Source organism: Gaetbulibacter aquiaggeris (genome assembly GCF_044003965.1).
Classification (GTDB): Bacteria; Bacteroidota; Bacteroidia; order Flavobacteriales; family Flavobacteriaceae; genus Yeosuana; species Yeosuana aquiaggeris.
In genome coordinates this window covers 207,463-234,458 of the sequence record NZ_JBAWKC010000003.1, presented here as the reverse complement: position 1 = coordinate 234,458, position 26,996 = coordinate 207,463, and the positions used below count along the sequence as shown (strand labels likewise).

Here is a 26,996-nt window from a genome sequence, read left to right as displayed (position 1 = left end):
TTCTAAAAGGAATTAAAGATAATTTCTTTATTGTTAGAAAATCTATTTTCCAAATAAATCATATGTTTTCATTTATAATAAAATGCTGACAAATGTCATGTTTATCCTAAATTCCAAGCTGTAAATTTGCATAAACATTAATAACAAAAAACATATTAAAATAATTATTAACTAATTAAAAAACTGATATTTTTTAATATGTTTTGCAAATTTTATAACTATGAAATCATTCTATCTACAATTACTTTTTTTTAGTTTTTCCGCCATGATGTTCTCACAAGCTGGACACATTATGCAAGGTATTGGTGCCGTTAATATGTCTATGGGTGGTGCAGCAACTGCACAACCATTAGATATTTCGGGTGCCATGCAATGGAACCCTGCAGCGCTATCTGTTTTTGACAGCAAAATTTTAAAGCTTGACGTCGGATTATTTTCATCTTCACCAGAATTATATTCTTCATTACCAGCCGGAATGCTAGGGCCAGGAGCTCCAGGCGTTAGCGGTATAACTAAAGATGATAGAGGCACCTCTTTAATGCCTGCATTAGCAATGGTTTGGGGTAAAGAAGGAAGTAAACACACCTTCGGCGTTTCTGCTTTTGGTATTAGTGGTTTTGGGGTAACTTTTCCAGAAGAAGCCAATAACCCTTTAAGCCCTAACTTTAATCCAATGGAAAATTCTAATCCAATAAATTATCCTCAAATGGCGAGAGGATTCGGCCATATTGAATCTGATTATATGTTATTACAAGTTGGAGCTACTTGGGCTTATCAATTAACAGATAAATTTTCTATTGGTGTGCAACCAACTATTAATTATGCTGCATTAGAGTTAGCACCAAACCCAACGGCCAATCCAACAATGGCAGGATACCCTACAACAGATAAACCAAGTGCCATAGGTTTTGGAGCTCAATTTGGGATGTTTTATGATTCAGGTCATGGTATAAAACTAGGAGCTTCTTATAAAATGCCTCAAACATTTTCAAAATTCAAATTTACTAACACCTATTTAGATAATAGTATTTCTGAAAATGAATTTCAAATGGACTATCCAGGCATATTATCTCTTGGTTTAGGATATTCAGCAGGTGATATTGATTTCGCATTTGACTTTAGAAGAGTGGATTACGAAAATACTGCCGGTTTTAAAAACACAGGATGGACTCCAAGAGCTTCAGTTGCTGGATTTGGATGGAAAAACATTTCAATCATATCTACAGGTCTTCAGTATAAAGGTATTAATAAATTACCATTACGTATTGGATACACTTACAGCTCTAACCCAATTCCAGAAGAGTTAACATTTTTTAATATTCCCGCTACAGCAGTTATTAAAAATGCCTACCAATTTGGTTTAAGTTATATAGTGAATGACAGTTGGAAACTAGATGCTGTTTACCATTATGGAGACAGCGATGGATCAACAGAAGGCCAAATACTTTCTCCTGATATGATTTCTCAAAATAATCCATTAGGAGCTATGCCTGGTTCAAAAGTGTCTTATCAAATGACAACTTCCATGATACAGTTTGGTTTAAGCTATACATTTAATAAATAATGTAAGCATTAAAGTGTAAACTTATTTAAACTTTTATTATATAATGAAAAAGCCGGAGAATAATTCTCCGGCTTTTTATTGTTTTAAGAATTCCGTTAAACTTATTGAAATATTTTACCTTATATAGATTAAAACAAATACAACGGTGCATCTATCAATAGATTAAAAATATATTTTACAAAATCTGACTATATTTTTTGGAATAAAAAAATAATCTGAACTCAATTATTATATTCACCCACCAATAGTAATCATACTTCGGTTATTATTATGAAGTTTAGGCTCTTGAAGTTTTTCTAAAGTATCCATGCCACCGCGAACTTTTAACTTAGCTTGTACTGCTTTTTGAATAATGGGTTCAATCGATTTTCCTGCTCGAAGGGTAGTTAATAAATCTGATTCGGTTGATGAGAACAAACAGTTTTTTAACTGTCCGTTTGCTGTTAAACGCAGTCTGTTGCACGAATCACAAAAAGGATTGGTGACCGAACTTATAATAGCAAAACTACCTCTATATCCTTTTATCCTGTAATTCTTGGCTGTATCATTAGGTGCATCCTGCAAACGTTCAATATCAGTTTCTGAAAAAGAGACGTTTACATAAGTCATTACTTCTTTATAAGATACCATTTTACTTAAATCCCATTTATTTCCGTCAAAAGGCATAAATTCAATAAAACGAATAGAAACCGGCAAATCTTTAGTTAAGTGAATAAAGTCAATAATCTCATCATCATTCACACCTTTCATTAAAACCGCATTAATCTTTACGTTGAAGCCTTCTTTTACCAAAAGGAAAATATTTTTATAGACAATATCAAACTCATCTCTTAGAGTGATCTCTTTAAATTTTTTAGAGATTAAAGTATCTAAACTTACATTAATATTATTTACATTATATTTTTTTAGTGTATCAATAAATTTATGAATGATGACCGCATTTGACGTGATAGACAATTCAACGGGTAAGGACGCTAATTTTTCTAAAACAAAAGGAATATCTTTTCTGATTAATGGCTCTCCTCCTGTTAAACGTATTTTGCTAACGCCGTGTTTTACAAAGGTTTTAGCAATGTCATAAATCTCTTCATAGGTCATGATATGGCTTTTAGGAGTTAATTGCACTCCTTCTGCCGGCATACAATAGAAACAGCGTAAATTGCAACGTTCTACCAAAGAAATTCTTAAATACGTATGATCTCTTCCGTGTGAATCTCGTAATATGTTAGTTTGATTTATCATTTAATCGTGTCTTGCACCTTTTAATATTCTGAATATATGTAAAACGGATGGAAAAATAGCATCCATGGACTCTTTGGCACCATTTGTTGAGCCTGGTAAGGATAAAACTAAGGTGTCTTTAATGGTTCCTGCAATACTTCGTGATAACATGGAATATGGTGTTCTATCTTGTCCATAATTGCGAATAGCTTCTTCAATACCAGGAATTCTTCTATCTAATAACGGTATTAATGCTTCTGGCGTTACATCTCTACTGGAAAGGCCTGTTCCACCGGTATATATAATTAAATCGATACCTTGTTCCTGAAATAATTTAGCCTTTTCCTGAATAACATCTGATTCATCAGGAATTATAATGTACTGAGCAATTTTTACATGACAATCTTCTAACTTATTAATAATAGCTTTTCCTGCTTTATCTTCTTTTTGCCCTGCTGAAATAGTATCTGAACAAACAATAACAGCAGCCATTAAATCTTTTCTGAATTTATCTGTAAAATCTGATTTGCCTCCCTTTTTACTAATCAATTTAATGTGATGTATTTCGATGCCCTTATCAATTGGTTTTAACATGTCATACATATTTAACGCAACCACACTGGCTCCATGCATGGCTTCAACTTCAACACCTGTTTTATAAATAGTTTTAACTGTAAAAATTATGGTTATTTCTAAACCGTTTATTTCATAATCCACACTCGTAAATTCAATAGGTAACGGATGACAATCCGGCAGTATATCTGGCGTTCTTTTAACCCCTAATAACCCAGCAGCTTTGCTCATAGCAAATACATTGCCTTTCGGCACCGTATCATTTTGTATAGCTAAAATTGTTTCAGGTTTACTCACTTTTACAATTGCCTGCGCAATGGCTGTTCTTAATGTGCTACTTTTATCTGTGATATCTACCATTTTTTATGTGGATTCGTTTATTCGTTTAACTGTTTAGTTGTGCTTTTTTCAAAGCATTCAATTTATTAGAAATTTTTTCAATTTCTTTTCTGATTTCATTGTAATCCTCTCCATTTAATAAATTCAATTCGTAAGCAATGATAATCTGGTTTAGAACTTCCATTAATGAACTAAATGATAACGTAGTAAAATGAGCCATGTCTTTATTTGAATTTCTAGATGTGCCCTCGGCTAAATTAGATGCCACAGATATAGAAGCTCTGCGTAATTGATTTGTTAATCCAAACTTTTCTTCATCGGGAAACGATTTAGTAATATTATATATGATTTTTATTAGCTCTTTTGAATCTACCCAAACATTTAGTTTTTCAAATGAAAATTTATAGGACATTTTTATATTTTAACAATTAAACAAATCAACAATTCCACAAAAAACACTTAAGTGTTTTTTTTCCATTGATGCGAACTGTCTTCAAAAATTTCCTTCCCAAAAACAGGAACTTTAGCTTTAATTTCTTCAACTATGAATTCTAAGGCTTCAAAAACTATTTTTCTGTGTGGGGACGATACAAAAACAAACAAGCATATTTCGCCCGCATTTACCACACCCAGACTATGATAAATATGCATACATGTAAGTTCATATTTTTCAAATGCAGCTTCTCTAATTTCATAAAACTTTTTATTAGCCATTTCTTCATGCGCCGAGTATTCAATAGACTTAATGGTCTTATTATTAATGACATCGGCCCTCACCTGCCCCAGAAATATATTATGAGCTCCAATGCTTGTCTTGGTTTGATGTTTGGCTATGGATTCTCCAATAAATTCTGAAGAAATAGCACCTTGTCTAAAAACATTTTTAGGTTTATTATCACTCATGGATTGTATTTTTATTAGATTTATTTATATATCCAATTATTTCAGAAGCCCCTTCTTTAATGCTATAGCAATTATTTATGTGATGCTTTTTTAAAATTGTTACAGCTGTTTTACTTCTAATACCTGACTGGCAAAAAATAGCTTTTTCCTCAACACGACTTATCAAGTCCAATTGATTCTCTAAAACACTTAAAGGAATTTCAATCACATTAAAATTATTTATTTTTGGTTGCTCCTGCCTTTCTCTTACATCAATAAATTGAACATTTTGCCTGTTTAAAAACGCTTCTATTGAAACTTCAATAACTTCAGGTCTGCATATATTATTCATTTTTTGATTTTGAAAATCATTTTTATTTAAAATTATATTTTCAATTTCAGCTTCATTCCTATTAATCTTTATGATCTGATTTTGATTGGATAGTGCATCATAACACCATATTTCTCCTGAAAGGATATTCCCTATTCCTAATACAATTTTTAATACTTCATTAGCCATCATGGTTCCAATTATTCCAGGCAAAACCCCTAAAACGCCTATTTCAGAACAATTTGGCACCTCTCCTTTTTCTGGTTTAGCAGGAAATGCACATCTATAAGAGGGTCCGTTATTAAAATTGAAAACAGCCACCTGACCCTGAAACTTATAAATTGCCCCAAAAACAAGAGCCTTGTTAGTAATTACGCAGACATCATTTATAAGATACCGTGTTTCAAAATTATCAGTCCCATCAACAATGATGTCAAATTGACCAAACAATTCAATAGCATTCTGAAATGTTAATTGTACGGGATACGCTTTAATATTTATGGTTTGGTTTAAGTCTTGTAATTTAGCTTTCGCCTCGTTAGCTTTATTTTTTCCTAAGGAACTTGTGCCAAATAAAATTTGACGTTGAAGGTTTGATAATTCAACAATATCATAATCAATTATGCCCAGTGTTCCAATACCTGCAGCAGCAAGATATTGCAATACAGGACATCCCAAGCCGCCGGCCCCAACAACCAGAACTTTTGCTTTTGATAGCTTTTCCTGGCCTTTATGACCTATCTCTGAAAGTATTATATGTCTGTTATATCTATCCATTTTAAACGTTAACCACCAGAAAAAGGCGGTAATAAAACTATTTCCTGACTTGATATTTTTGTGCTTAAAGGTACCAACTCATTATTTTGCGCCACTTGAAATTTTTTATCTTTCAACTTAGGGTATTTAATAAAAAGTACCTCTAATAATTCAGAGATAAGTAGGCCAGAAAAGTCAATACTTTCTTCTTCGCAACTGGTAATATCAGTAAGCATTCCAAAATATTTAATCTTTATTTTCATAGACCATTTTTTCTAAATCTTCAGGAGTATTAATATTGGTTACAAATAATTCTAAAGATGGATTTAAAACAATATTTTTTACTTTGCATTGACTCACCGCTACTTGTAATCGTCTTTCATTCTTTTTTAAAAGATTGTTAAATACCTTTTCACAACCCTTTCTGTACAAGGCTATCAATGGCATAGACTTGTTATTACTCATTATTTGTATGACATCAAAATTGTCTTCACACTCATTCATCAATTTTTTTAAAATTTCAGTCTTAATTAAAGGAATATCTGAACTCAAAACCAAATTATACTCTGTATCTGATGCCGTTAATCCAGAATATAGGCCTGCCAAAGGACCAGCCTCTTTAATTAGATCTTCAACACGTTTCAAATTAAATTTGTCATAATCAGCATTATTTGAAACAATTAATATTTGAGATACTAAAGGCTTCATGGCTGCCATACTATATTCAATAAAGCATTTATCATTTAACTTCAATAATCCTTTATCAGTTCCCATACGGGAGCTTTTTCCACCAGCCAAAATAATACCTGTTATATCTTTTTTATCAATCATTTTAAGTAAAAAATAATTTAAAACTCGCCATAACAAGTACTAATGCTAAAATATAACGCAATTTTTGATTGTTTAATTTTTTACTTCCGAAATAGCCTCCTAAAGCACCTCCAATGATTGCAATTGCTACCAATATAAAAGAATCCTTACTTAAACTTATTCCAGTACTTAACTGACCAATTAATCCAGAAGCTGAATTTACCCAGATAAATAAGGCCGATACAGCAGCAGCCTCTTTCATTTTACCCCAATGCAGTAGTAAAATTAATGGCGTTAATATAATGCCACCGCCAATACCAATTAATCCAGAGAAAAAACCAATGATTCCTCCAACTATTAAACCTTGCCAAAGTTTAACTTGTTTAATAGTATCTGTTTCTTTGCCAAAAACGTTCAACATTTTTAGAATAGCAAAAACTAATAAAACGGCTAAAACCTTTTTATAAATTGAGGCATCAATTTCAATCGTTCCACCCAAAAAGGCTAATGGTATAGAACTAATAGCAAATGATATAAATAATTTTTTATTAAAAAACCCTTCTTTGTAATAATAATAAAAAGAAATACCTGCTACAAATAGATTTAGTAAAAGGGCGGTTGGTTTCATAGTTTCTGGAGCAAAAGAAAACAAAGCCATCAATGCCAAATAACCGCTGGCGCCCCCATGACCCACACTTGAATAAAGAAATGATACAATAGGAAGTATTAAAAAAAATAAATATATGTTATCTAACTCCAGCATCGTTTATAAACTTTTCATTTTTTCTAATTGAATATCTAAAAAATTCCAGCAATTTTTATTTATTTCTTCAAATACACGTATTAATGATCTACCGTAATCTGTTAACTCAGTACCTCCCCCTCCTTTTCCACCTATGCTCATTACAATGACCGGCTGTTTTGATGATTTATTCACGGCATCTAATAAATGCCAGGCTTTTTTATATGAAATTTTCATCAGTTTTGCGGCTTTTGACAAAGATCCTGTCTCATTAATAGCATTCAATAACTGGATCTTTCCCTCACCCAAAAACTCTTCACCATCTAACTCAACCCAAATTCTACTCTTTATTTTATAATTCATATGTTGTTTTTTAAAAGGGAAGTAAAATCACCTCTACCAAATCATTAACCTGAATCTGTTCCATGTTTCCTTTCATGAGCACCAAGGCATTAGAGATTGCAAAAGTTTGTAACATGGCAGAACTTTGACCTTCTAAAATAGTGACCTCTCCATTTCTGTAAATGGCTTTTAAGAATTGTGGTCTATCTCCATTTTTCACAAAATTTGAAAGTGATTTTGCTTTTATAGTAGGCAAACCATGGTTTTTCAAACCAGTCAATCTATGCAAAGCCAAATAAATATATACATAAAAACAAGTTAATGCAGCTGCCGGATTTCCTGGCAATGCAAATAAAAGGGTGCTGTCGCTTTTGCCAAAAAATAAAGGTTTTCCCGGTTTTTGATCCACTTTATAAAACACTTCTTCAACCTTTAATTCAGTTAAAGCTTTTCCAACAAAATCATAATCGCCTACAGAAATTCCTCCACTAATAATCACCAAATCATGTTCTGTAATTGCATTTTTCAATTTGGAATACGTTTCCTCATAATTATCTTTAATTTTATGAATAGAAATATCTTCAAAACCTAAATTCCATAAGGCACTATGAAGCATTTTAGAGTTGCTTTCATAGATTTTACCATAATCCAAGTCTTCTCCCGGTTCTACAAGTTCATTTCCTGTAGTAATTAATGCGATTGTAGGCTTTTTATAAACAGATACTTTAGTTATTCCCAGAGAACTTAGATAGCCTATTGCCGCAGGTGTTAATTTCGTGCCTTTTTTTAAGGCTAATTCCCCTTTTTTTACCTGCTCTCCTACTGTCCTTATATTATATTCAAAAGAAAGTTGACTATTAACAGCTAACTTATTGTTATTTATAATCACCTTTTCCTGCATAATAACCGCATTAGCAGAATCTGGAACAGCCGCTCCCGTAAATATTCTTATAGCTTCTCCCGGCTTTAAGATAGGTTGGTGACTATCACCAGCCTTAACCTCATCAATGAGCTCATAGGAAAAATCATTATGTAAATTCAGTGCATACCCATCCATGGCAGACTGTCTGAATGGAGGCATATTTATTGGAGCATATATATCTCTATATAAAATTGAATTATAGACTTTTTCAATAGGTAATATAACCTCTTTTGAAACTTCTTTGCTCTTGGCGATAACAGCTCTCAAAGCATCTTCAATACTTATCATAATCATTTCGTTATATCTAAACAAATATAACGAAATAAAAACTAAAATAAGACACATCTGGGGTGCGAAAAAAACTGTGAAATTCAAAATATCTAAAATAGCTAAAAAACGTTACGAAGCCAGTAAATACAATATGTAACAATTGTTACATAAGCATGTTTATATGATTTATATCATGTTTTGCACTTCCTTAAATATTTAATTTTGTATCAAATTAATAAGGCATATTTAGACATTAAGCCCTTAGATTGTAAATCAAAAAGAATGAAAAATTTAGTTATTTTAGGAGCAGGCACCTCAGGAACCATGATGGCGAATCATTTAGTTTCTAAACTACCAAAAAAAGAATGGAAAATAACCATAGTAGATCAATATAAAACACATTATTATCAACCTGGTTTTCTTTTTCTACCTTTCGATATTTACACTGAAGACCAAGTAAAAAAAGTAGGTAAAAAATTTATTCCTAAAGGCGTCAACTATATTCAGAAGAAAATTGAACAAATTTTTCCTAAAGAAAACAAAGTTGAATTAGAGGATGAAACATTACAATATGATCTTTTAATAGTTGCAACGGGTTGTAAAATTGCGCCACAGGAAACCGAAGGTATGAAAGGCGAAAATTGGCATAAAACAGTTTTCGATTTTTATACATATGAAGGTTCTTTAGCATTACGAAATAAACTAAGAGACTGGAAAGGTGGAAAAATGGTAGTTCACTTCACAGAAATGCCAATTAAATGTCCGGTAGCTCCTTTAGAATTTGTTTTCTTAGCAGATTCTTATTTCACAAAGAAAGGTATGAGAGACAAAGTAGATTTAACTTATGTCACTCCGCTTGGAGGTGCATTTACCAAACCTAAAGCAACAGCAGCTCTAAGCCATTTAATGAAAGAAAAAAACATTAAAGTTGTTACAGATTTCAATATTGAAAGAGTGGATAATGAGAAAAATCAAATTATTGATTATGGTGAAACCGCTGTTGAATTTGATTTACTTGTTACCGTTCCAACAAATATGGGTGATGAAGTTATTGAGCGCTCAGGTATGGGAGATGATTTAAATTTTGTACCAACACATCATAACACACTTCAATCTATTGACTACGAAAATGTATTTGTTATTGGAGATGCAAGTAATATACCTGCCTCTAAAGCTGGCTCGGTAGCTCATTTTGCTTCTGAAACTTTAACAGATAATATTTTATTATATATAGACGGCAAACCTTTAAAAGAAGAGTTTGACGGTCATGCCAATTGTTTTATTGAAACTGGTAATAACAAAGCGTTATTAATTGATTTCAATTACAAATTTGAACCTTTAGAAGGTACCTTTCCTATTGCAGGCATTGGCCCTCTAAAGCTTTTAAAAGAGAGTATATTCAATCATTGGGGTAAACTAGCCTTTAGGTGGATTTATTGGAATATGCTTTTGAAAGGAATACCAATCCCAATGGTAAGTAGAAATATGAGTTTAAAAGGAAAAAAAATAAATTAAAAACAATTATTATGGATTTAAACATAGCAGGAATTCGATTAGATGTTACTGAAGATGGATATTTAACTGATCTATCTCAATGGAACAAAGAAATAGCTGTTGAAATAGCTAAACAAAATGGTATTGAATTAACAGATAAACACTGGGAAGTCATTTCCTGGATTCAGGATCAAGTAAAAAACGATGTGGCTCTATCTATTAGAGGAATTAAAAAAAGCGGGGTAATAGATATCAAAGAATTTTATGAGTTATTCCCTGGTGGCCCATTAAAAATTTCAACTAAAATAGCTGGTGTACCAAAACCAAAAAGCTGTATCTAATAATATAAAATCATAACATTATGAGTACTAAAGTTAAAAAAATGCTGTTCATTCTTTCAAAAGCAACTATTGAAAATGCCTATGCCGCTTTTGTGATGGCTAATGGTGCCAGAATGGAAGGTATTGAATCAGAAATATTTTTCACCTTTTTTGGATTGGAAGCTATTCAAAAGAAAAAACTAGAACATTTACATGTGGCCACTGTGGGTAACCCAGGAATGCATATACCAACCATGTTAGGTGGTTTACCTGGTATGGAAGCATTAGCTACCACTATGATGAAAAAAGAAATGGAAAAACTAGACATGCCTCCAATTGGAGAATTTCTTGAAATTCTATCTGATTCTGGTTGTAAACTATGGGCTTGTAAATTAGCCGTAGATATGTTCCACTTGAAAAAAGAAGACTTAATTGATGAACTAGACGGTATCTTAACTATTGGTGATTTTTATAATAGAGCAGATCAAGAAGGTTGTCAGTTACTTTTTATCTAAAAGAAGAGGTAACAATAAATAATATATTAAACAAAAAGCCTTACTTATTTAGTAAGGCTTTGTTATTTATAAGTAATTAATCTGATTATTAAAGGGCGTATCCAATGCCAAAGTAAATGCCTTCTGGATAACCAATTCCTGTTCTAAAAAGAAAATGTTTACCCGGCACATTTCTTCTATACCCTATATTAATAGCAGGATCCGTTTTATCATGATTTTCAGAATATTGTGTTTGATTTATTTTCGCTGCTCCAACAGCGACTTCAAATCTTCCTTTTCCTGAACCAAAAAGAACGCCACCTTGTCCCATTAATGTGGTTCCACTATTTACTAATAGTGTAAACCAACCACCATAACCTACTCTTGCAAAAACAGCGACATTACTATTTTCATACACTATTCTATCATAAAAAATATGTGCTGCATTATAAGCTATATCAGGCGCCAAGGATCCATGAATTATATTTCTTTTTAAAAAAACATCTTTCTCTGAAGTGGTGTTTTGAGAATGCATAAGGTTACAACCAACAAAAAGATAACACAAAGTGAAAGCTATATAAATTAGATTTAGATTCATTATATTTTATTAATATTTACAAATTAAAAAGGGCATTGTTCCCTTTGAAATATTTTAAATCTACCCCAAGTAGAATTAAAAAGTGGCGAATATAGATTTAAATAGAACAATAACCTAGTTAAATAATTTTTCAAAATCACATAGCTATGATTGATGAATATCATTTCATAAATAAGCATAGACATTTAGCTTAGCATTAATTCATACAGCACTCTATAAACAAATACTATAGATGTGTTTAGAGTTTTTTACTAATTTTTAAAGCTATTAAACTATGAAACGATTTTTATCTTTATTACTTGTATTATTTTCCTTTTCCTTGTTCACAAAAGTTTTGGGACAAGTCACTGAGTTTCCTTATACTGAAAGTTTTGAAACCGAATCTTTTATAGAAGGAACCAACGTTTATTTTATTGACAATTGGTTTGGAAATCATGTTGACAGCACAAGAGTATTTCAGGAAAAAACCAATGTTAAAAGTGGTACTTCGGCTTTAGGATTATGGCCTATTCCTGAAGAAGGCGTCGATAGTGAAGAAATAGAACTTATTGTAAACGTAGATCTTGATCTTACAGGAATGGAAAATGTTGTAGCTAAATTTTGGGTAGCTACCGAAGCCACAGCTGCTTATAAGCATGTTAAACTTTATTTGAAGCAATCAATGGACGGTGGTCTAACATTTGGACCTAAATTTATAATGGGAACAGATTATCGTGGCTTCGTAAATGCCGATACTCCTTATAAGGAATTCACATTTCCGCTTCACTCAAGTGCAAATAATAATCCCGATGTCGTTTTACAATTTATCGCCAAATCGGGCGCAAGAAAAGGAACTGTAGCAAAGATACTTATTGATGATGTTTATATTTATGCGGCACCAGAAGATATATTTCCACCTGTTGCCATAGAACCTAAAACACTCAATGTAAATGAAATTAGTATTCGTTTTAGCGAAGCTGTAGATGAATCGGCTTTAGATCCAGCTAACTATATTTTTGCTCTTGGTTCACCTACAGGACACAGTGGTTCGGGATCTGGAGGACATAAAATTACTGATTCAAAAGACTTACCAACTATTGGATCGATTACCCAAATTGACTCGGATACGTATACCTTAAATTTAACGACACCTATAAATATTGGTAAATATTATGACCTCACCATTTCTAATATTAAAGACATCGCTGGAAACACCATGCTAACAAGTACCAGCACATTTATCTATAATCCACTTACTGAAGGTCTTGTTATTTCTGAAATTATGTACGATGACCCTCCTAAAGAGCAAAATGATAATCTTGAATTTATTGAATTATATAATGTAACAGATACCCCTATTGAATTAGGAGGCCTTATGATTAAAGGGGGCATTGCGAGTGGAAAATTACCTGAATTCACTTTACAGCCAGATTCTTATTGGGTTACTGCTAAAAATGCATCGGCATTTTATAATGTTTTTGGTGTTATCGTGCATGAATGGATGGGAGCTAACTTGAGTAATGATGAGCCTGAATCGCTATTTATTGTTAATACAAATCATCATTCGGGTGTTATGATTGATTCACTTACCTATCATGTAGGTGCACCATGGCCGGAAGGTGCTGCTGGATTAGGACATTCCATGGAACTCATTGATCTTTCTTCAGATAATAGCAACCCACTAAACTGGAAAGATTCGAACAATTATATTGGGAATTACAATGGAACTGATATTTATGCAAGTCCAGGTTATGCCAACTCAACACTTAGTGCCAACCATTCTTATTTAGAAGAACAAGTGCGTATTTACCCTAACCCTGTGAGAGAGGCTTTAACTATTGACTCCAAAATTCAACTTACAAAGGTTGAAATATATTCTGTTTTGGGTAAAAAGGTGAAAGAAATACATAGAGATTTTAATGCGATTCAAACAAGTCAACTACCTAACGGCATTTACATTGTTAAAATCTATTCTGACAAGGAGTTTACGACTAAGAAAATATTAAAAAAATAAATACTCAATGTAATTCATAAAAAGAGCCTTACATGTCTGTAAGGCTCTTTTCTTCTTTAATTTAATATGACATTAATAAAAAACAACTCTATATTCTTTTCACAAACATCGTTATTCAGTAGTGAATTAATTTTAATTAACAATTATAAATCACTGTTTTTTGGTGGTTCCAAAAGTTCAAAAAATTGATCAAGTTTCGGTAATATCACGATTTCAGTACGACGATTAACAGCACGTCCTTCAGTTGTTTCATTAGTTGCTTTTGGTATATATTCAGAGCGTCCACCAGCAGTCATTCTTTCTGGTTCTACTCCAAATTTTGTTTGCATTAACCTGACAATTGAAGTGGCTCTTTTGACGCTCAGATCCCAATTATCATCAATACAATCTGTTGCAATGGGCACGTTATCAGTATGACCTTCAACAAGAATATCCAATTCATCATGGTCATTGATTATCTTTGCAATCTTACCTATAACTTCTTCTGCACGATTACTTATTTTATAACTTCCGGATTTAAAAAGCATCCTATCAGAAATGGAAACATAAACTACACCTTTTTTAACCTCTATATTAATATCTTCATCATCAAAATCATCTAATGATCTCTTTAAGTTCATTACAAGTACCAGATTCAATGAATCTTTTCTTTGCATTGAGGTTGTGAGATCCTTAATGTACTTATTTTGCTCATTTAAAGCTTCCAAAGATTGCTTGATACTTTCCGCTCCCGTTTTACTAACAATCGAGAGGTCTGAAAGTCTGTCTAGTAAATTGGTGTTGGTGCTTTTAAAATAGTCGATTTGCTTTTCTAGTTTATTCACTTTATTTGTTTCATTTCCTAGATTTGCATTCAACACCAAAATTTCATTCTGTTTTGATTTTAAATCATTTTCACATAACTGTGCTTTGTCTTCAGCAAGTTGAGCTCTATTTTCAAGATCACTGTATTTCTTTTGACTCACACAGGAAGCTAAAAGCACAGCAATAACGATTATTGAAAGTTTTAAAGTTTTCATTTGTTTTTTATTAAAAGTTACTTTTTTAACAGACTAACTAAGGAAGTAATCGTTTTTGTTTTCCTTCTTTTATAATACCCTTAATTAGTTTAAAAACCTGTTTTTTAATACCTCTGTACTTTTCAAGAAAACTACTCACATCAATGATGAGCCGTAAATGCTCTTTTCTATAAGCTTCTTCTTCTTTTAACTGGTCTACACCATCTACTAATATTTTAAGATCATGCTCATGATTTTCTACAATACCAATTATAGTTTTGGTGTCTTTTTTGAGTTCGCTTAATTTATCAATAATATCCTTGCTTTTTTTATAGTGTTTTGAATCTATAAGTTGAAGCGTATAGGATTTTATTAAATCATCAAAAAATAATTGCTCGTCTTTAATAAATTTTAATTCAGACAACCAATTAAGAGATGCTTTATGTATAATTTCTGGGCTTAGCCATTCTTGATATTTAGCTTTTGTTTCTTTTGTTTCCATCATATTAGTTTTAAAGATTAAAAAAAAACAGAAAGTGAAGCTTTTGACCCCTTCACTTTCTGACTCAAAAGAAGTTAAATAACTTCAATCACTTTTTTTGGATGTTCTTTTTCAATAGCCTCTTTCTTTTTAAGAAGATCAACTTTCAAAATACCATTTTTGTAAGTTGCTTTAACATCTTGATTTAAATCAATAGAAGGCGGAAGCACCATAGATCTTTTAAAAGATTTATAGCTAAACTCTTTACGGGAAAAATCGTCTTCCTTTTCTTCTTTTTCTACTTCCTTTTCTCCAGAAATATGAAGCACATCATCTTCAATAGTCACCTCAAAATCTTTTTTATTAAAACCAGGTACGGCTAATTCTATTTCAAAATCTTTTGTATGCTCTTTTACATTCATGGCAGGCATCAAACTATCCTCTGCAAAAAAGTCGTCTTTAAAAACATCATCAAATCTTAACAGACTATTTAAATCATCAAAACTTGAACTAAATAATCTACTGGTCCAAGGTCTTAAAAAGTTATTATTCCATGGGGTTAATAATCTGTTTTCCATTGGAGATAATTCATTTCTTTTTCTGCGTTTCATAAGTGTTGTCATAATATTAATATTTTTAGTTTAACTTATTTATAATCACGAAGGTATTTTGAAATTGAACTTTTCACAATGATTTTCATCAATCAGCTAAAGTTAATTTTGAGAAGTTTTTGTTGACAAAATTTAGTCAAGAATGGTACTTTGTATATATTCAAATAAGCCTGACTTCAAATTAGAAAGTCCTTCATGAAACTTACTGATTGCTGTCTCTAATTCATTTACATTGTTTTTCAAAATATTGTCAAAAGTGACCTCTTTATTTTCAATTTTACTACTGATTTGATTTAATTGTGTACTTATTTTACCCATTAATTTTAAACGGTTTTCATCTAAATGTCCCAGGTCATATTTAAATCTGGCTAATGTTTCATATAAATTCATTACCCGAGATTTAAAAATAGGTTTATATAGTAAAGTGGTATAGAATTGTAACTCACGTTCTAATTCTTTAAGCACCATCTCCTGCTTTTTTAAGTTATTTAGCCATTCTTCTAAAGATTTAGTGTTGTTATAATCTTTATAAATTTGTTGTGATTCCATTATTGATATTATTAAAACTAAATGATAATTGTTTGAACATCTAAGAGTTTAGGAATAGTCACATTCCAGTTATAAATGTCTTTTATTTTTGTGCGAAAGGCATCTAATGCAGGTGGTTCTCCATGAATTAGAAATACGTTTTCGGGTATATTTTTTAGGTGACTCATCCAACTGATTAAATCATTTTGATCAGCATGAGCAGAAAGACTTTCTATACTTTTAATAGTGGCTTTAACAGGATAATATTTGCCAAAAAATTTAATTTCATGTGCACCATCTTGCAATTGCCTGCCTCTTGTCCCTTCTGCCTGATAGCCTACTAATAAAACAGTTGTTGCTTTTTCATCTATTAGTTGTTGTAAATAGGTTAACACCCGTCCACCTGTTACCATGCCACTTCCAGCTATTACTATTTTAGGGTTTTTATTGTCAATCGTCTCCCAGGTTTCTTTATAAGATTCTAAAATAATTACGTGATTACACATGGCCTTGTATTCTGAAACTGATAATTTATGCCAATTAGGAAAACGTTGAAAAACTTCTAAAACACTATTTCCCATTGGGCTATCAATAAAAATAGGAATGTTAGGTATTTTATTGATTTTATAAAGTTTCCATAATATATAAATAAGGGTTTGCAATCTTTCAACAGCAAAACTTGGGATGATTAAATTTCCCTTTTTATAAATGGTTTTCTTAATTAATTCAGAAAGAATTTGATTAATATCTTCATGCTCATGTAACTTATTGCCATAGGTACTTTCTATGAATAAATAATCTGCCCATTGGGGTTTTTTAGGATCCTGTAATAAATAATCATTTGGCCTGCCAATATCTCCTGAAAACACAAAGCGTTTTCCGTTGATATCTAGTTCAATAAAAGTAGCTCCTAAAATATGTCCGTTAGATTGAAAACGATAGGATATATTTTCAGAAAGTTTAATCCATTTATCAATCATTTCAATTTTAAAAAACTTTAAAGTTTTTTCAACATCAAGTGTGGTATAAAGAGCTAAGGCCGGATCATGTTTTGTGTATTTTTCTTTATTAGCCTTTTCAGCATCTTCTTCATGTATTTTAGCACTGTCTCTTAAAATGATCTCTGCAATGGCTAATGTTGGTGCCGTGCCAATAATTTCACCCTGAAATCCCTGTTTTAAAAGTCGGGGTAAATAACCTACATGATCTAAATGGCCGTGGGTTAATAATACCACATCTATGGCTTCAACATTCACAGGAAGATCACTCCAGTTAAGTTCTCTTAGCTCCTTTAAGCCCTGAAACATGCCACAGTCAATGAGTATATTTTTCTCAGAGGTTTCAATAAGAAATTTAGATCCTGTCACAACCCCAGCTGCACCCAAAAAATTAATTTTAATTGAATTTTTCATGAGAGCGTTTTTAAGTATGACAAAGCATTTTAATTTCTTTCAGAATTCTTGCCTTTCTTGTTTCTGAAATTCCCAAATGATCTAAATAAAAAGCATCTCCAACCAATTCTCTGCAAAGCACAACATCTCTGCTTAATAAAAATTGTTTTTCTCTATTTGTTAACAATGTAGAAACAGTAATTGGATATAAGCCCAAACGATCAATTCTATCCTTTAGGCCATTGTTTTTTGGGTAATCCCAACTTAATAAATATAAGTTAGCACATTTACCATATTGCAAGGCATCCTCAGTAAAACGGGTATTGGTAACCACCCAGCCATTGGTAAGTTTGGTGCCGTTTTTTGGATTTGAATTCCAATGTGTTTTGACATCATTATATCGGGAATTAATATAAAGTGGGATTTTCACATTACAATTAAGCCCTTGTTCATTATGAAATTTACATTCTACAATAGTCGTATTGCCGTTTTTATGTGCTAAAACATCTATTTCATGTTTAACGCAATGCCCTTGTAAGATTGTACCAACTTCGGTTTTGTATCCTGAATATTTTAAAATGGCACTTATAAAATTTTCAAACGGAAAGCCTGTTGGTCCTAACTCATAAATAGCCTTTTTTAATTTATATTTTGAAGCCCAATAACTTTTCTTTTTTTTGAGCATTGCAAAGGCTCTATTATAGATTTCTTTTGTTGAAATACCCTGATACAGTTCGTCTTTTACCGTATCAACAATTTGATTTACCGTATGCTCATCGGTGCCAATTCGTTTTAAAGACAATTTTAATTTATCCAATGAAAATTTGACCTTTTCACCAGAAGATTTAATAATATCAATAGTATCTATTTCCATTTTAGAGCGTATTACACTGGCGAAAAAAAGCAATTAGAATAGTGCTTTTATGACAAAAAACCTTTAACTCTTATAGGAATATTAAAAAATTCTTTAACCCATGCCTTTACTTGCTTTTTGGTCATACTGTCGGTTTTCACTACATCTTTAACTTTAGCTTTGATATCACTATAGCTTTCTGTCAATTCCTTATAAAACTTTTCTCCCGTTTCTGCCGGCCCAAAAATCACTAAATTTTCTGCCTCGCTTACAGCAGACACAATATTTTTAAAATATTTTTTTAACTGTTGTTTTTCGCGTTTCATATATTTGTTTTCAGCCATTGCATCTTGAGGGCTTCCCTTATATCCAAGTCCAAAACCTCCAGATGGATGAAAATCTTCCACTTCAGATAATATTGTATTTAAACTGACTCTACCATCATGAATATCAACAATATGAGCTTTTTTTTTGTCTAACCATATACCAATTTGTCTCATCTGTTCTCAATTTTAAATTATTAATTCCTTTAAATCGAAAAGTTGAAAATACTTTTATAAACTTTAGTTTCTTAGATCATGCATGACCAATAATGGTACTTTTGAAGCGTATCCTATTTCTTTTACTAAAGGTTTGGTTAAAATACTTCCAAAAAAAGCATGCTTTTTATTTATAAAGGCAACCATATCACTATCTCTGCTTTCTACAAAACAATTAATTGCAACAAATATGTCATTATGACTCAGCTCATGGAATGAATGATCAACATTTTCAAAATACTCTTCCAGTAGTTTTTTATTATTTACTTGCATTTTATTCAACTTTTCTTCAGTTTTGATATGTAGGAATTTGACAGAAGCCTTACAGCTTTGAGCCAACTCTATTAAATGTTTTAGTTCTCTCCTTTTTAAGTGGGTTTTAAAACTAGTCGGGAAAACTATTTCTTTAGGTAAGTTATTTTTAGCTAATTCTGGAACCACTATAACCGGGCAATTGCGCACTTTCTCCATCACATCAATGGCAACACTTCCAAACACTGCTTTAATAGATTCTGTCTCGCCTTTACTACCCATCACAATCATATCTATATCCTTTTCCTCTACTGCCGTTTTAATAGCTTCTATGGTATTGTTAAATTTTGAAATTACTTCAAAATGATGTTTAGGATTCTGATTCTTTTCAAGAGTCAACTTATCTAAAATTTTTGCTAAACCGTTTTCTGATTTAAGTCTGGCTGTTTCATATAGTTCACTTCCTGGCTCAAGACTAATTAAACTAACAATTGGATTGCCTGTTGCAGAAAACACATTTAAAATATAAAAATTGCAGGAGTCATTTTTATACAGTTCTTGTGCATAGGTTATAGCACGCCACGCATTCTTTGAAAAATCTGTTGGTAACAGTATTTTGCGCTTCATTTTTTTATTTTGTTTTAATTTAAATATAAAATAGAAAACCACTCATAGCAATGATATTCATCAACTCATTCCGGTATCACTAAAAATGGCACTATAGGTTGACGTCCTATCTTTTTTATTACGGGTTCCTTTATTATATTTTCAATAAAACTATGCCTGTAGTTGATCATAGCCAACATGTTAATATCTAGCTCAGTAACAAAGTCTTTAATTTCAATTGTTTTTTTTGCATACTCAGGCATCCAATGAAAACTATGCTCGTAATCAAACAGATAACTTTTTAAAACCATCAAATTATACTCCTGAAGATCATCAAGTTTTTCTTCTTCATTGATATGAACAATTCTAATTTTCGCATTATACATATCCGCCAATTGTTTTAAAGGTTCTAATTCAGTTTTACTAAAAAAATGATTAAAATCTGTTGGAAAGGCAATTTCCTTAGGCTCTACAAAATCATAATCCTCAGGCAGAACTAAAACAGGACACATGCTTATATTATTTATAAGATGTACCGTATTGGTTCCAAATAAAAATTCCCCGGTTCCGGTTGCTCCTTTAGTACCCATTATAATAAGATCGATATCATACTTAATGATGGCTTCATCAACCGCAATATTTAAATCTTTTGAACTTAATATAATTTCAAACCTATGATTTGAATTAGCATCTGAACTTTCTGCCATTTCTTTCAATTCTAATAATTCTTTTAAAGCAGTTTCATGTATTGTTGATTTCAATTTATTTGACAGATTTGTCATTGTTGTCGCCCCCAAAGCAGTTGAATGTAGAAAGTGAAATGTACATACCTCATCTGCATAGAGTTTTAAAGCATAAACTATGGCGCTCCATGAGTTATCTGAAAAATCTGTTGGTAATAATATTCGTTTTTCCATGATTTATGATTTTTTAGTTTTAGCGGGAATTAGTAAAAAAGGGATATTTAAGTGAAAACCTATTTGATTCACCGTATTTTTAAAAAACAGGTTTTCAAAAAATGAATGTTTATTATTGATCATTACCAATAAATTAATACGTGCTCTTAACTGAAATTCAGAAATGGCCTCTGGAACAGATTCATTAACCACACTGTGAAATAGGTAGGCCGTATTTTCAAATAGTTTCTCCAGTTCCTTTTTATTTTTTTCTTGAGTTTCAGATAATTCATATCCATAAGAAACATTTAAAATATTAATTCTAGAGATGTATAAAGAGGTAATATCAATTAATGGCTGAAGTTGTTTTTCAGTAAATTCTATTTCATAATCTGTTGGAAATAGTATTTCATGAGGTGTTTCAAATTTAAAATTTTGCGGAATCGCTAACACTGTGCATTTGATGCTTTTGAATACATGAACTGTATTTGATCCAAATAAAACTTCTTTGGCACCTGTAGCACCTTTCGTGCCCATAACTACATAATCGATAGCCTTCTCTTCTACCAGTTCTTTAATTTCAGAAATTAAAGTATTAAAAACAGAGATCGTTTCAATGCTGTGTTTTGTATTCTTAAATTCCTTATTGATCCTGTCCTTAAAGTCTTTTAACAATTGTAATGAGGTCTCTCCAATAGGATCTGGTACCCCAAACTCGGTAGGACCACTAAATAATGCCGGACTGCCATATAAATACTCCGTTTGATAAATTACTGGCGTATAAACATTCAACAAATAAAATTTACATTTTTCATTTTTAAATAATTGTAAGGCATACACTATGGCATTCCAAGAATTTTCAGAAAAATCGGTAGGAAGAAGAATCTTTTTCATGATATAGTTTTATAATTTATAATTCGTCACGTTTCATATTTTGTAATGCTAATAGCGGGATGTTCAGATTTAAGCTTAATTCGTCTATAGTAGATTGGAAAATTATATTTTCTAAAAAGGAATGTCTCGTATTAACCATGACTATCATGTCAATATTATTTTCTTTAATGTATTTGTAGACAGTCTCAAGAATATCTTTGCTTTTAGCCACTTTAAAATTGATGGTATTCTTACATAATGTTTCTTTAACAAAATCTCTGTTATCTTCTTGCCTCATGGAGAGTTTCTCTGTTTTAGAAATATATAGCATATCAATTACAGCTCTATATGGTGCCGCCATTTCACACAGTAATTTTAGCTCCCTGCGTTTAAATGGAATCATATAATTTGTTGGAAAAAGAATGTGTCTGGGCTGCGTATATTTGTAATTTTCTGGAATGGCCAGAACAGGGCACTGCACATATTTTAAAACCTGAAGTGTATGACTACCAAATGTTAAATTTCTATCATTAGTTTTTCCACGGGTACCCATGACAACAATATCAATATTTTCCTCATCAACAATTTTATCAGCTTCATCTAAGAGAAGACTATTAGAAGAAATAATATGATGTTTATGTTTAGGATTTGGTGAGTATTTTTTAACATTGATCAATAGTGCCTGTAATTGTTCATGAGATCTTTTACTTACTTCTTTTTTTGTTTCCTCTAATGATTCTCTTGTTAGCGTATGCTCATCTGCATAAATTTCATCCTGATAAGCGTGCATAAAATAGAACTCACTGATCTCATATTTAAATAAATCAACCCCATAATGAATGGCATTCATTGCGTTATCAGAAAAATCAGTAGGAATTAAAATTTTTCTCATGATCACATTATTTTAACTAAAATTAAATACATTATTAGCCTGTTACAATGATATTTATCAAGCTGAAATGATTAACAGGTACTGCTATTATTTAAACTGCATTTTTGAAGTACTTGATTTGTTTTACTACCATATCTGTAAATGGTTATGCCCTTTAATTTATAGTTCCAAGCAGTCATAAATATTTTAGAAACATCTTCAGCTGTTTTCTCTTCTGAAAGGTTGATCGTTTTAGAAACAGCATTATCTGTATATTTTTGAAAGGCTCTTTGATGCAACAAATGATACTGCCATGAAATATCCAAACTTGTTTTAAAAAGATGCTTTATATGGTCTGGAATTATTTTTATATTTTCTATGCTGCCTGTTCTTAAAACGGTGTTTTCAACTTGTGGAGTCCAGAGATTTAATTGCTTTATTTTCTCAATAAAAAGCGTGTTGATTTCAGTTTGTGTTTCATTTCCTAAAATACCCACACGGTTGTATGCCAATGCGAATAGTGGTTCAATAGAATAAGAAGTATTTGCAATGACAGAAATAGTTCCTGTTGGTGCAATACTATTGCAAGTGGCATTTCTTAATTTATATTTTGGTGAATAAATACTATCATTCCAATTCGGAAAGACACCTCTTTCATTTGCTAATTTCTCTGAAGCCGTGAAACTTTCTTTTTTAATAAACTGCATGACTTGTTCAGCTAATGCAACTGCTTCGTCAGAAGCATAGGGCACTTCCAGCAAAATGAGTAATTCTGCCCAGCCCATAACCCCTAATCCAATTTTTCTATTAGCTGTTGTTATCCTTTTTATCTGTGGTAATAAATAGTGATTTAAAGTAATAATATTGTCTAAAAAGCGAATGCCTAAATGGATGGTCTTTGTTAATTTTTTCCAGTCTATAAGTATTTTTTCATCCTTTTCCACAATCATCTTAGCAAGATTAATAGAGCCTAAATTGCAACTTTCATAATTTAATAACGGCACTTCCCCACAAGGGTTTGTACAATCTATCCTTCCAATTTTGGGTGTTGGGTTCTGGGTGTTTATAGTATCTATAAAAATTAATCCCGGATCACCGGTACGCCAGGCTTCATGAACAATTAAATGCCATAAATCTTTGGCCTTTAATACTTTTGTTATTTTTTTGGTTCGAGGGTTTATGAGATTCCAATTTAAATCTTGTACCACAGCTCGCATAAAATCATCTGAGATTCCCACTGAAATATTAAAATTTTCAATGGCATCTCTGCTTGATTTAGAGGTAATAAAGGCTTCAATATCGGGATGATCAATATTTAATATACCCATATTTGCGCCTCTACGTTTGCCTCCTTGTTTCACATATTCAGTGGCTGCATCATATACTTTAATAAAGGCTACTGGCCCTGAAGAGCTGCCACTGGCAGAACTTACAATTTCATCTTTAGGACGCAGCTTTGAAAAATTAAACCCGGTGCCTCCTCCACTTTGATGAATTAGAGCGGCATACTTTAAAGTATTAAATATTCCCTTTAAACTATCTTCCACCGGAAGCACAAAACAAGCGCTTAGTTGTCCTTTTTTACATCCTGCATTCATTAATGTTGGAGAATTTGGCAAAAAATAAAGCCCACTAAGCATTTTATAAAACTGTATTTCAAAAAGATCTTTTTGACGTTTTTCACAACCAGCAACAAACGTGGCTACACGTTTAAAAAGTTGTTGAGGCGTTTCAATGATATGGCCTTTATTATCTTTTAGAAGATAACGTTCATTAAGAATTTGTCTGGCATTATTTGATAGCGTTAACACAATTTAATATGCTATATATCAAATATATAAACAGATTAATTTTGCTGCACTGATCAATATCATTTGGAAAAACCATTGGAGTTAGCAATTTTATATATAAACTAAAAACATCCTAAAATGGCACTTAATTTCACACAATTTGCAAAAGAAGCAAATTCATTTTTAAAGAATTATACCAAAGAAATGAATTTAGACGACAATACAGATAAAGCAGGACGCATACTCTCTTCTATCTTACATGCGTTAAGAGATGTTATTACTACTGAAGAATCTTTGAATTTAATTTCACAATTCCCTATGTTTTTAAAAGCTGTCTACGTTAATGGATGGACAATTCAAAAAAAAGAAAAAATAAAAACAATGACAGAATTTATTGACCTGGTTAGAAAATATGATGGTGTCACCTCAGTCCATGACTTTGAATCAGACGAACTTGCTGAAAACTATATTGACACCACATTTATATTATTAAGAAAATATATTTCTTTAGGAGAATTGGAAGACATAAGAACAAGTCTTCCTAAGAATTTAAAATCAATGGTTTACCACAATATTATGTTTTAAATAAAGATTATGGAAACTAAAGTCAATTACAAAGAAATTGAAATACCCATCGGGAATACTCATTTGAATGGTATTTTGCGCTTAAAAAAAGACAGCAAAGGCATTATCTTGTTTTCACATGGTAGTGGAAGCAGCCGATTTAGTAGTAGAAATAATTATGTGGCAAATTTTTTACTAGAAAAAGGCTATTCGAGTTTATTATTTGATCTCCTTACGGCACAAGAAGACATGACCTATGAAAACCGATTTGATATTGACCTTCTTTCTGAAAGGTTATTAAAAGCCACCATGTGGATTACAAATAATAAAGAAACGAAACATTTACTGATTGGTTATTTTGGGGCAAGTACTGGTGCTGCCTCGGCATTAAAAGCAGCTGCAGCTTTAGGTAAAAATATCAAGGCCATTGTTTCCAGAGGAGGCCGGCCAGATCTAGCCATGTCTGCTTTAAAAAAAATTGAAACGCCTACACTTTTAATAGTTGGAGGAAATGACGATGTTGTCATAGAACTCAATAAAAAAGCAAAAAAACAAATACCAGGCATTTGTGAATTAAAAATAATTGCTGGCGCTTCACATTTGTTTGAAGAACCAGGTAAACTAGATATAGTAGCTCAAGAAACGGTTCATTGGTTTGATGTTTATTTGAATAAATAATAATAAGTATGTTTAATAATAGAACTGAAGCTGGATTATTACTTGCTGAAAAATTAAAAAACTATAGTAATACTCAGGATGTCATTGTGGTTACTATTCCAAGAGGAGGTTTACCATTAGGTTATGCCATCGCAACACAATTACAGGCACCATTAGAAATTGTGCTTTCAAAAAAAATTGGACATCCAGCCAATAAGGAATATGCCATTGGAGCCGTTACTCTTAATGACCGCATTTTGAGTGTTAACTCCGATACTATTTCAGAAGCGTATTTAATTGAAGAAACCAAAAAAATAAGACAACTTTTAAAACAGCGTCAGGACAATTATTATGGCACTAAAACAGCTCGTAGTTTAAAAGATAAAATTGTAATTCTGGTAGATGATGGCGTGGCCACAGGTCACACCCTCATTTCCTGTATCAAACTTATTGAAAAACAAAAACCTTCCAAAATCATAGTGGCTTTACCAGTTGGTCCCGCTTCAGTTATAAAAAAAATAGATGACATGCCTGATGTTGATCAAACCATATGTCTATTAACGCCATATGATTTTTATGCCGTCGGACAATTTTACAAAGAATTTAATCAGGTTGATGATAAAGAAGTTATTAAACTTTTAAGAGAGGCTAATAACCAATTTAAAGAAACGGTCTAATTTTCTGAAGCAATTACTTTATAAAAGTCAAACAGCTCCAAAATAACTCATATGAATTTTATAATGGTCTCTAAACCTCATGAGATTTAAGATTTTTAATACTTGAACGTCTTTAAAAATAAACGGGAAAGACATGTCTTTCCCGTTTATCCAGTGCGTAAAGATCTGTTTTATAAATATAAAACAAGTATTGCAACTGATTAATAGCCAATTATAAAAGAAACAGGAAGCCTAAACTTCCTGTTTCCTCAAAGCATTTGATTATATTCATCAACCTTTTCTAATCATTAATTTGGCTTTACTTCTAAAGTTACATTAAATCTTCAGCTAAAAAATAGCTTCAAACGCTTCTAAACTAGATCAAGCCTTTTACGATGAAATCTCTAGTTTGTTTTTAAGAAACAGGAAGCCTGAACTTCCTGTTTCCTCAAAGTATTTAATGTCATCAATATAACTTACGGTTTTCTGCAACATACTCTCATTATCTAAGAAATACATCTGGGTTTTCAGGTTACATAATAGCTTTAAACACTTTGTTTCGGCCCCATCATTTCTCAACAACAGAACCTATTTTTTTTTAAGAAACAGGAAGCCGGAACTTCCTGTTTCCTCAAAGCATTTAATTTCATCAATATAACTTACGGTTTTCTGCAACATACTCTCATTATCTAAGAAATACATCTGGGTTTTCAGGTTACACAATAGCTTTAAACGCTTTGTTTCAGCTCCATCATTTCTCAACAACAGAACCTATCTTT

The 26,996-nt window shown here is 31.7% G+C and carries 31 protein-coding genes; 8 read left to right on the top strand and 23 right to left on the bottom strand.

Features of this window, described 5'->3' with window-relative positions; genetic code table 11:
* The first annotated feature begins 220 nt into the window (after nt 1–220).
* Nucleotides 221–1,564 (top strand): OmpP1/FadL family transporter, encoded by a 1,344-nt coding sequence (locus tag V8G56_RS10320; RefSeq protein ID WP_395438368.1) that lies wholly within the window; start codon nt 221–223, stop codon nt 1,562–1,564.
* A gap of 234 nt (nt 1,565–1,798) precedes the next feature.
* Here the strand turns inward: V8G56_RS10320 and moaA are convergent, their stop codons facing one another.
* From moaA to V8G56_RS10270, 10 genes are read right to left on the bottom strand one after another with little or no spacing between them, the layout of a single operon-like run.
* A complete protein-coding gene (gene moaA, locus V8G56_RS10315) occupies nt 1,799–2,806 on the bottom strand; it encodes a GTP 3',8-cyclase MoaA (RefSeq protein WP_395438367.1) in 1,008 nt (335 codons plus the stop codon).
* Nucleotides 2,807–3,718 (bottom strand): bifunctional molybdenum cofactor biosynthesis protein MoaC/MoaB, encoded by a 912-nt coding sequence (moaCB, locus tag V8G56_RS10310; protein WP_395438366.1) that lies wholly within the window; start codon nt 3,716–3,718, stop codon nt 2,807–2,809.
* A gap of 25 nt (nt 3,719–3,743) precedes the next feature.
* Nucleotides 3,744–4,109 (bottom strand): four helix bundle protein, encoded by a 366-nt coding sequence (locus tag V8G56_RS10305; RefSeq protein WP_395438365.1) that lies wholly within the window; start codon nt 4,107–4,109, stop codon nt 3,744–3,746.
* Between the two features lie 47 nt (nt 4,110–4,156).
* Nucleotides 4,157–4,600, bottom strand: coding sequence for a molybdenum cofactor biosynthesis protein MoaE (locus tag V8G56_RS10300; RefSeq protein ID WP_395438364.1), 444 nt, complete (start codon nt 4,598–4,600; stop codon nt 4,157–4,159).
* A complete protein-coding gene (moeB, locus tag V8G56_RS10295) occupies nt 4,593–5,687 on the bottom strand; it encodes a molybdopterin-synthase adenylyltransferase MoeB (protein ID WP_395438363.1) in 1,095 nt (364 codons plus the stop codon). The genes V8G56_RS10300 and moeB overlap by 8 nt, the downstream gene beginning before the upstream one ends.
* Before the next feature lie 8 nt (nt 5,688–5,695).
* On the bottom strand, nt 5,696–5,929 hold the full coding sequence (locus tag V8G56_RS10290; protein WP_395438362.1) for a MoaD/ThiS family protein: 234 nt from the start codon (nt 5,927–5,929) through the stop codon (nt 5,696–5,698).
* On the bottom strand, nt 5,913–6,497 hold the full coding sequence (gene mobA, locus V8G56_RS10285) for a molybdenum cofactor guanylyltransferase (RefSeq protein ID WP_395438361.1): 585 nt from the start codon (nt 6,495–6,497) through the stop codon (nt 5,913–5,915). Before mobA ends, V8G56_RS10290 begins: the two co-directional genes overlap by 17 nt.
* A 1-nt stretch (nt 6,498) precedes the next feature.
* The gene (locus tag V8G56_RS10280) at nt 6,499–7,239 is read right to left on the bottom strand and encodes a sulfite exporter TauE/SafE family protein (protein WP_395438360.1); all 741 of its coding nucleotides are present in this window, start codon (nt 7,237–7,239) and stop codon (nt 6,499–6,501) included.
* A 3-nt stretch (nt 7,240–7,242) separates the two neighbouring features.
* Nucleotides 7,243–7,581, bottom strand: coding sequence for a winged helix-turn-helix domain-containing protein (locus tag V8G56_RS10275; protein ID WP_395438359.1), 339 nt, complete (start codon nt 7,579–7,581; stop codon nt 7,243–7,245).
* Between the two features lie 10 nt (nt 7,582–7,591).
* Complete coding sequence (locus V8G56_RS10270; RefSeq protein ID WP_395438358.1) at nt 7,592–8,770, bottom strand: molybdopterin molybdotransferase MoeA; 1,179 nt, start codon at nt 8,768–8,770, stop codon at nt 7,592–7,594.
* A gap of 264 nt (nt 8,771–9,034) precedes the next feature.
* Between V8G56_RS10270 and sqr the strand changes: the two genes are divergently transcribed.
* From sqr to V8G56_RS10255, 3 genes are read left to right on the top strand one after another with little or no spacing between them, the layout of a single operon-like run.
* Complete coding sequence (sqr, locus tag V8G56_RS10265; RefSeq protein WP_395438357.1) at nt 9,035–10,267, top strand: type III sulfide quinone reductase, selenoprotein subtype; 1,233 nt, start codon at nt 9,035–9,037, stop codon at nt 10,265–10,267.
* A gap of 11 nt (nt 10,268–10,278) precedes the next feature.
* Nucleotides 10,279–10,587, top strand: a complete 309-nt coding sequence (locus tag V8G56_RS10260) for a TusE/DsrC/DsvC family sulfur relay protein (RefSeq protein ID WP_331633885.1) — start codon at nt 10,279–10,281, stop codon at nt 10,585–10,587.
* A 20-nt stretch (nt 10,588–10,607) separates the two neighbouring features.
* On the top strand, nt 10,608–11,081 hold the full coding sequence (locus V8G56_RS10255) for a DsrE/DsrF/DrsH-like family protein (protein ID WP_395438356.1): 474 nt from the start codon (nt 10,608–10,610) through the stop codon (nt 11,079–11,081).
* An 88-nt stretch (nt 11,082–11,169) separates the two neighbouring features.
* Here V8G56_RS10255 and V8G56_RS10250 read toward each other — a convergent pair whose 3' ends face one another.
* Nucleotides 11,170–11,658, bottom strand: a complete 489-nt coding sequence (locus V8G56_RS10250) for a hypothetical protein (RefSeq protein WP_395438355.1) — start codon at nt 11,656–11,658, stop codon at nt 11,170–11,172.
* Between the two features lie 274 nt (nt 11,659–11,932).
* Here V8G56_RS10250 and V8G56_RS10245 point away from each other — a divergent pair, with 274 nt between their 5' ends.
* Entirely contained in the window at nt 11,933–13,651 is a 1,719-nt protein-coding gene (locus V8G56_RS10245; RefSeq protein ID WP_395438354.1) for a T9SS type A sorting domain-containing protein, read from the top strand.
* Between the two features lie 143 nt (nt 13,652–13,794).
* On the opposite strand, the gene V8G56_RS10240 is transcribed toward V8G56_RS10245, so the two are convergent.
* From V8G56_RS10240 to V8G56_RS10185, 12 genes are all read right to left on the bottom strand, one after another.
* Complete coding sequence (locus V8G56_RS10240) at nt 13,795–14,670, bottom strand: OmpA/MotB family protein (RefSeq protein ID WP_395438353.1); 876 nt, start codon at nt 14,668–14,670, stop codon at nt 13,795–13,797.
* Between the two features lie 37 nt (nt 14,671–14,707).
* Nucleotides 14,708–15,151: a hypothetical protein gene (locus V8G56_RS10235; protein WP_395438352.1), complete on the bottom strand. Its 444-nt coding sequence runs from the start codon at nt 15,149–15,151 to the stop codon at nt 14,708–14,710.
* A 74-nt stretch (nt 15,152–15,225) separates the two neighbouring features.
* Entirely contained in the window at nt 15,226–15,753 is a 528-nt protein-coding gene (locus tag V8G56_RS10230; protein ID WP_395438351.1) for an Hsp20/alpha crystallin family protein, read from the bottom strand.
* A 120-nt stretch (nt 15,754–15,873) separates the two neighbouring features.
* On the bottom strand, nt 15,874–16,290 hold the full coding sequence (locus tag V8G56_RS10225) for a hypothetical protein (RefSeq protein WP_395438350.1): 417 nt from the start codon (nt 16,288–16,290) through the stop codon (nt 15,874–15,876).
* A gap of 17 nt (nt 16,291–16,307) precedes the next feature.
* The gene (locus V8G56_RS10220) at nt 16,308–17,681 is read right to left on the bottom strand and encodes an MBL fold metallo-hydrolase RNA specificity domain-containing protein (RefSeq protein WP_395438349.1); all 1,374 of its coding nucleotides are present in this window, start codon (nt 17,679–17,681) and stop codon (nt 16,308–16,310) included.
* A gap of 10 nt (nt 17,682–17,691) precedes the next feature.
* Nucleotides 17,692–18,534 carry an ATPase gene (locus V8G56_RS10215; RefSeq protein WP_395438348.1) on the bottom strand — a complete coding sequence of 281 codons (843 nt, stop codon included), beginning with the start codon at nt 18,532–18,534 and terminating at the stop codon, nt 17,692–17,694.
* Between the two features lie 47 nt (nt 18,535–18,581).
* Nucleotides 18,582–19,013 carry a hypothetical protein gene (locus V8G56_RS10210; protein WP_395438347.1) on the bottom strand — a complete coding sequence of 144 codons (432 nt, stop codon included), beginning with the start codon at nt 19,011–19,013 and terminating at the stop codon, nt 18,582–18,584.
* A 63-nt stretch (nt 19,014–19,076) separates the two neighbouring features.
* Entirely contained in the window at nt 19,077–19,931 is an 855-nt protein-coding gene (locus V8G56_RS10205) for a universal stress protein (RefSeq protein WP_395438346.1), read from the bottom strand.
* A gap of 65 nt (nt 19,932–19,996) precedes the next feature.
* Nucleotides 19,997–20,827 carry a universal stress protein gene (locus V8G56_RS10200; protein ID WP_395438345.1) on the bottom strand — a complete coding sequence of 277 codons (831 nt, stop codon included), beginning with the start codon at nt 20,825–20,827 and terminating at the stop codon, nt 19,997–19,999.
* A 3-nt stretch (nt 20,828–20,830) separates the two neighbouring features.
* Nucleotides 20,831–21,700: a universal stress protein gene (locus V8G56_RS10195; RefSeq protein WP_395438344.1), complete on the bottom strand. Its 870-nt coding sequence runs from the start codon at nt 21,698–21,700 to the stop codon at nt 20,831–20,833.
* Nucleotides 21,701–21,716: 16 nt separating this feature from the next.
* On the bottom strand, nt 21,717–22,571 hold the full coding sequence (locus V8G56_RS10190) for a universal stress protein (RefSeq protein ID WP_395438343.1): 855 nt from the start codon (nt 22,569–22,571) through the stop codon (nt 21,717–21,719).
* Between the two features lie 71 nt (nt 22,572–22,642).
* Complete coding sequence (locus V8G56_RS10185) at nt 22,643–24,361, bottom strand: adenosylcobalamin-dependent ribonucleoside-diphosphate reductase (RefSeq protein WP_395438342.1); 1,719 nt, start codon at nt 24,359–24,361, stop codon at nt 22,643–22,645.
* A gap of 117 nt (nt 24,362–24,478) precedes the next feature.
* On the opposite strand from V8G56_RS10185, the gene V8G56_RS10180 reads away from it, so the two are divergent.
* Genes V8G56_RS10180 through V8G56_RS10170 form a run of 3 tightly spaced genes read left to right on the top strand, consistent with a single transcriptional unit; the run spans nt 24,479 to nt 26,238 of the window.
* Nucleotides 24,479–24,925, top strand: a complete 447-nt coding sequence (locus tag V8G56_RS10180) for a DUF2267 domain-containing protein (protein ID WP_331628471.1) — start codon at nt 24,479–24,481, stop codon at nt 24,923–24,925.
* 9 nt (nt 24,926–24,934) lie between these two features.
* The gene (locus V8G56_RS10175; protein ID WP_395438341.1) at nt 24,935–25,582 is read left to right on the top strand and encodes a dienelactone hydrolase family protein; all 648 of its coding nucleotides are present in this window, start codon (nt 24,935–24,937) and stop codon (nt 25,580–25,582) included.
* An 8-nt stretch (nt 25,583–25,590) separates the two neighbouring features.
* Nucleotides 25,591–26,238, top strand: a complete 648-nt coding sequence (locus V8G56_RS10170; RefSeq protein WP_395438340.1) for a phosphoribosyltransferase — start codon at nt 25,591–25,593, stop codon at nt 26,236–26,238.
* Nucleotides 26,239–26,996: the final 758 nt, after the last annotated feature.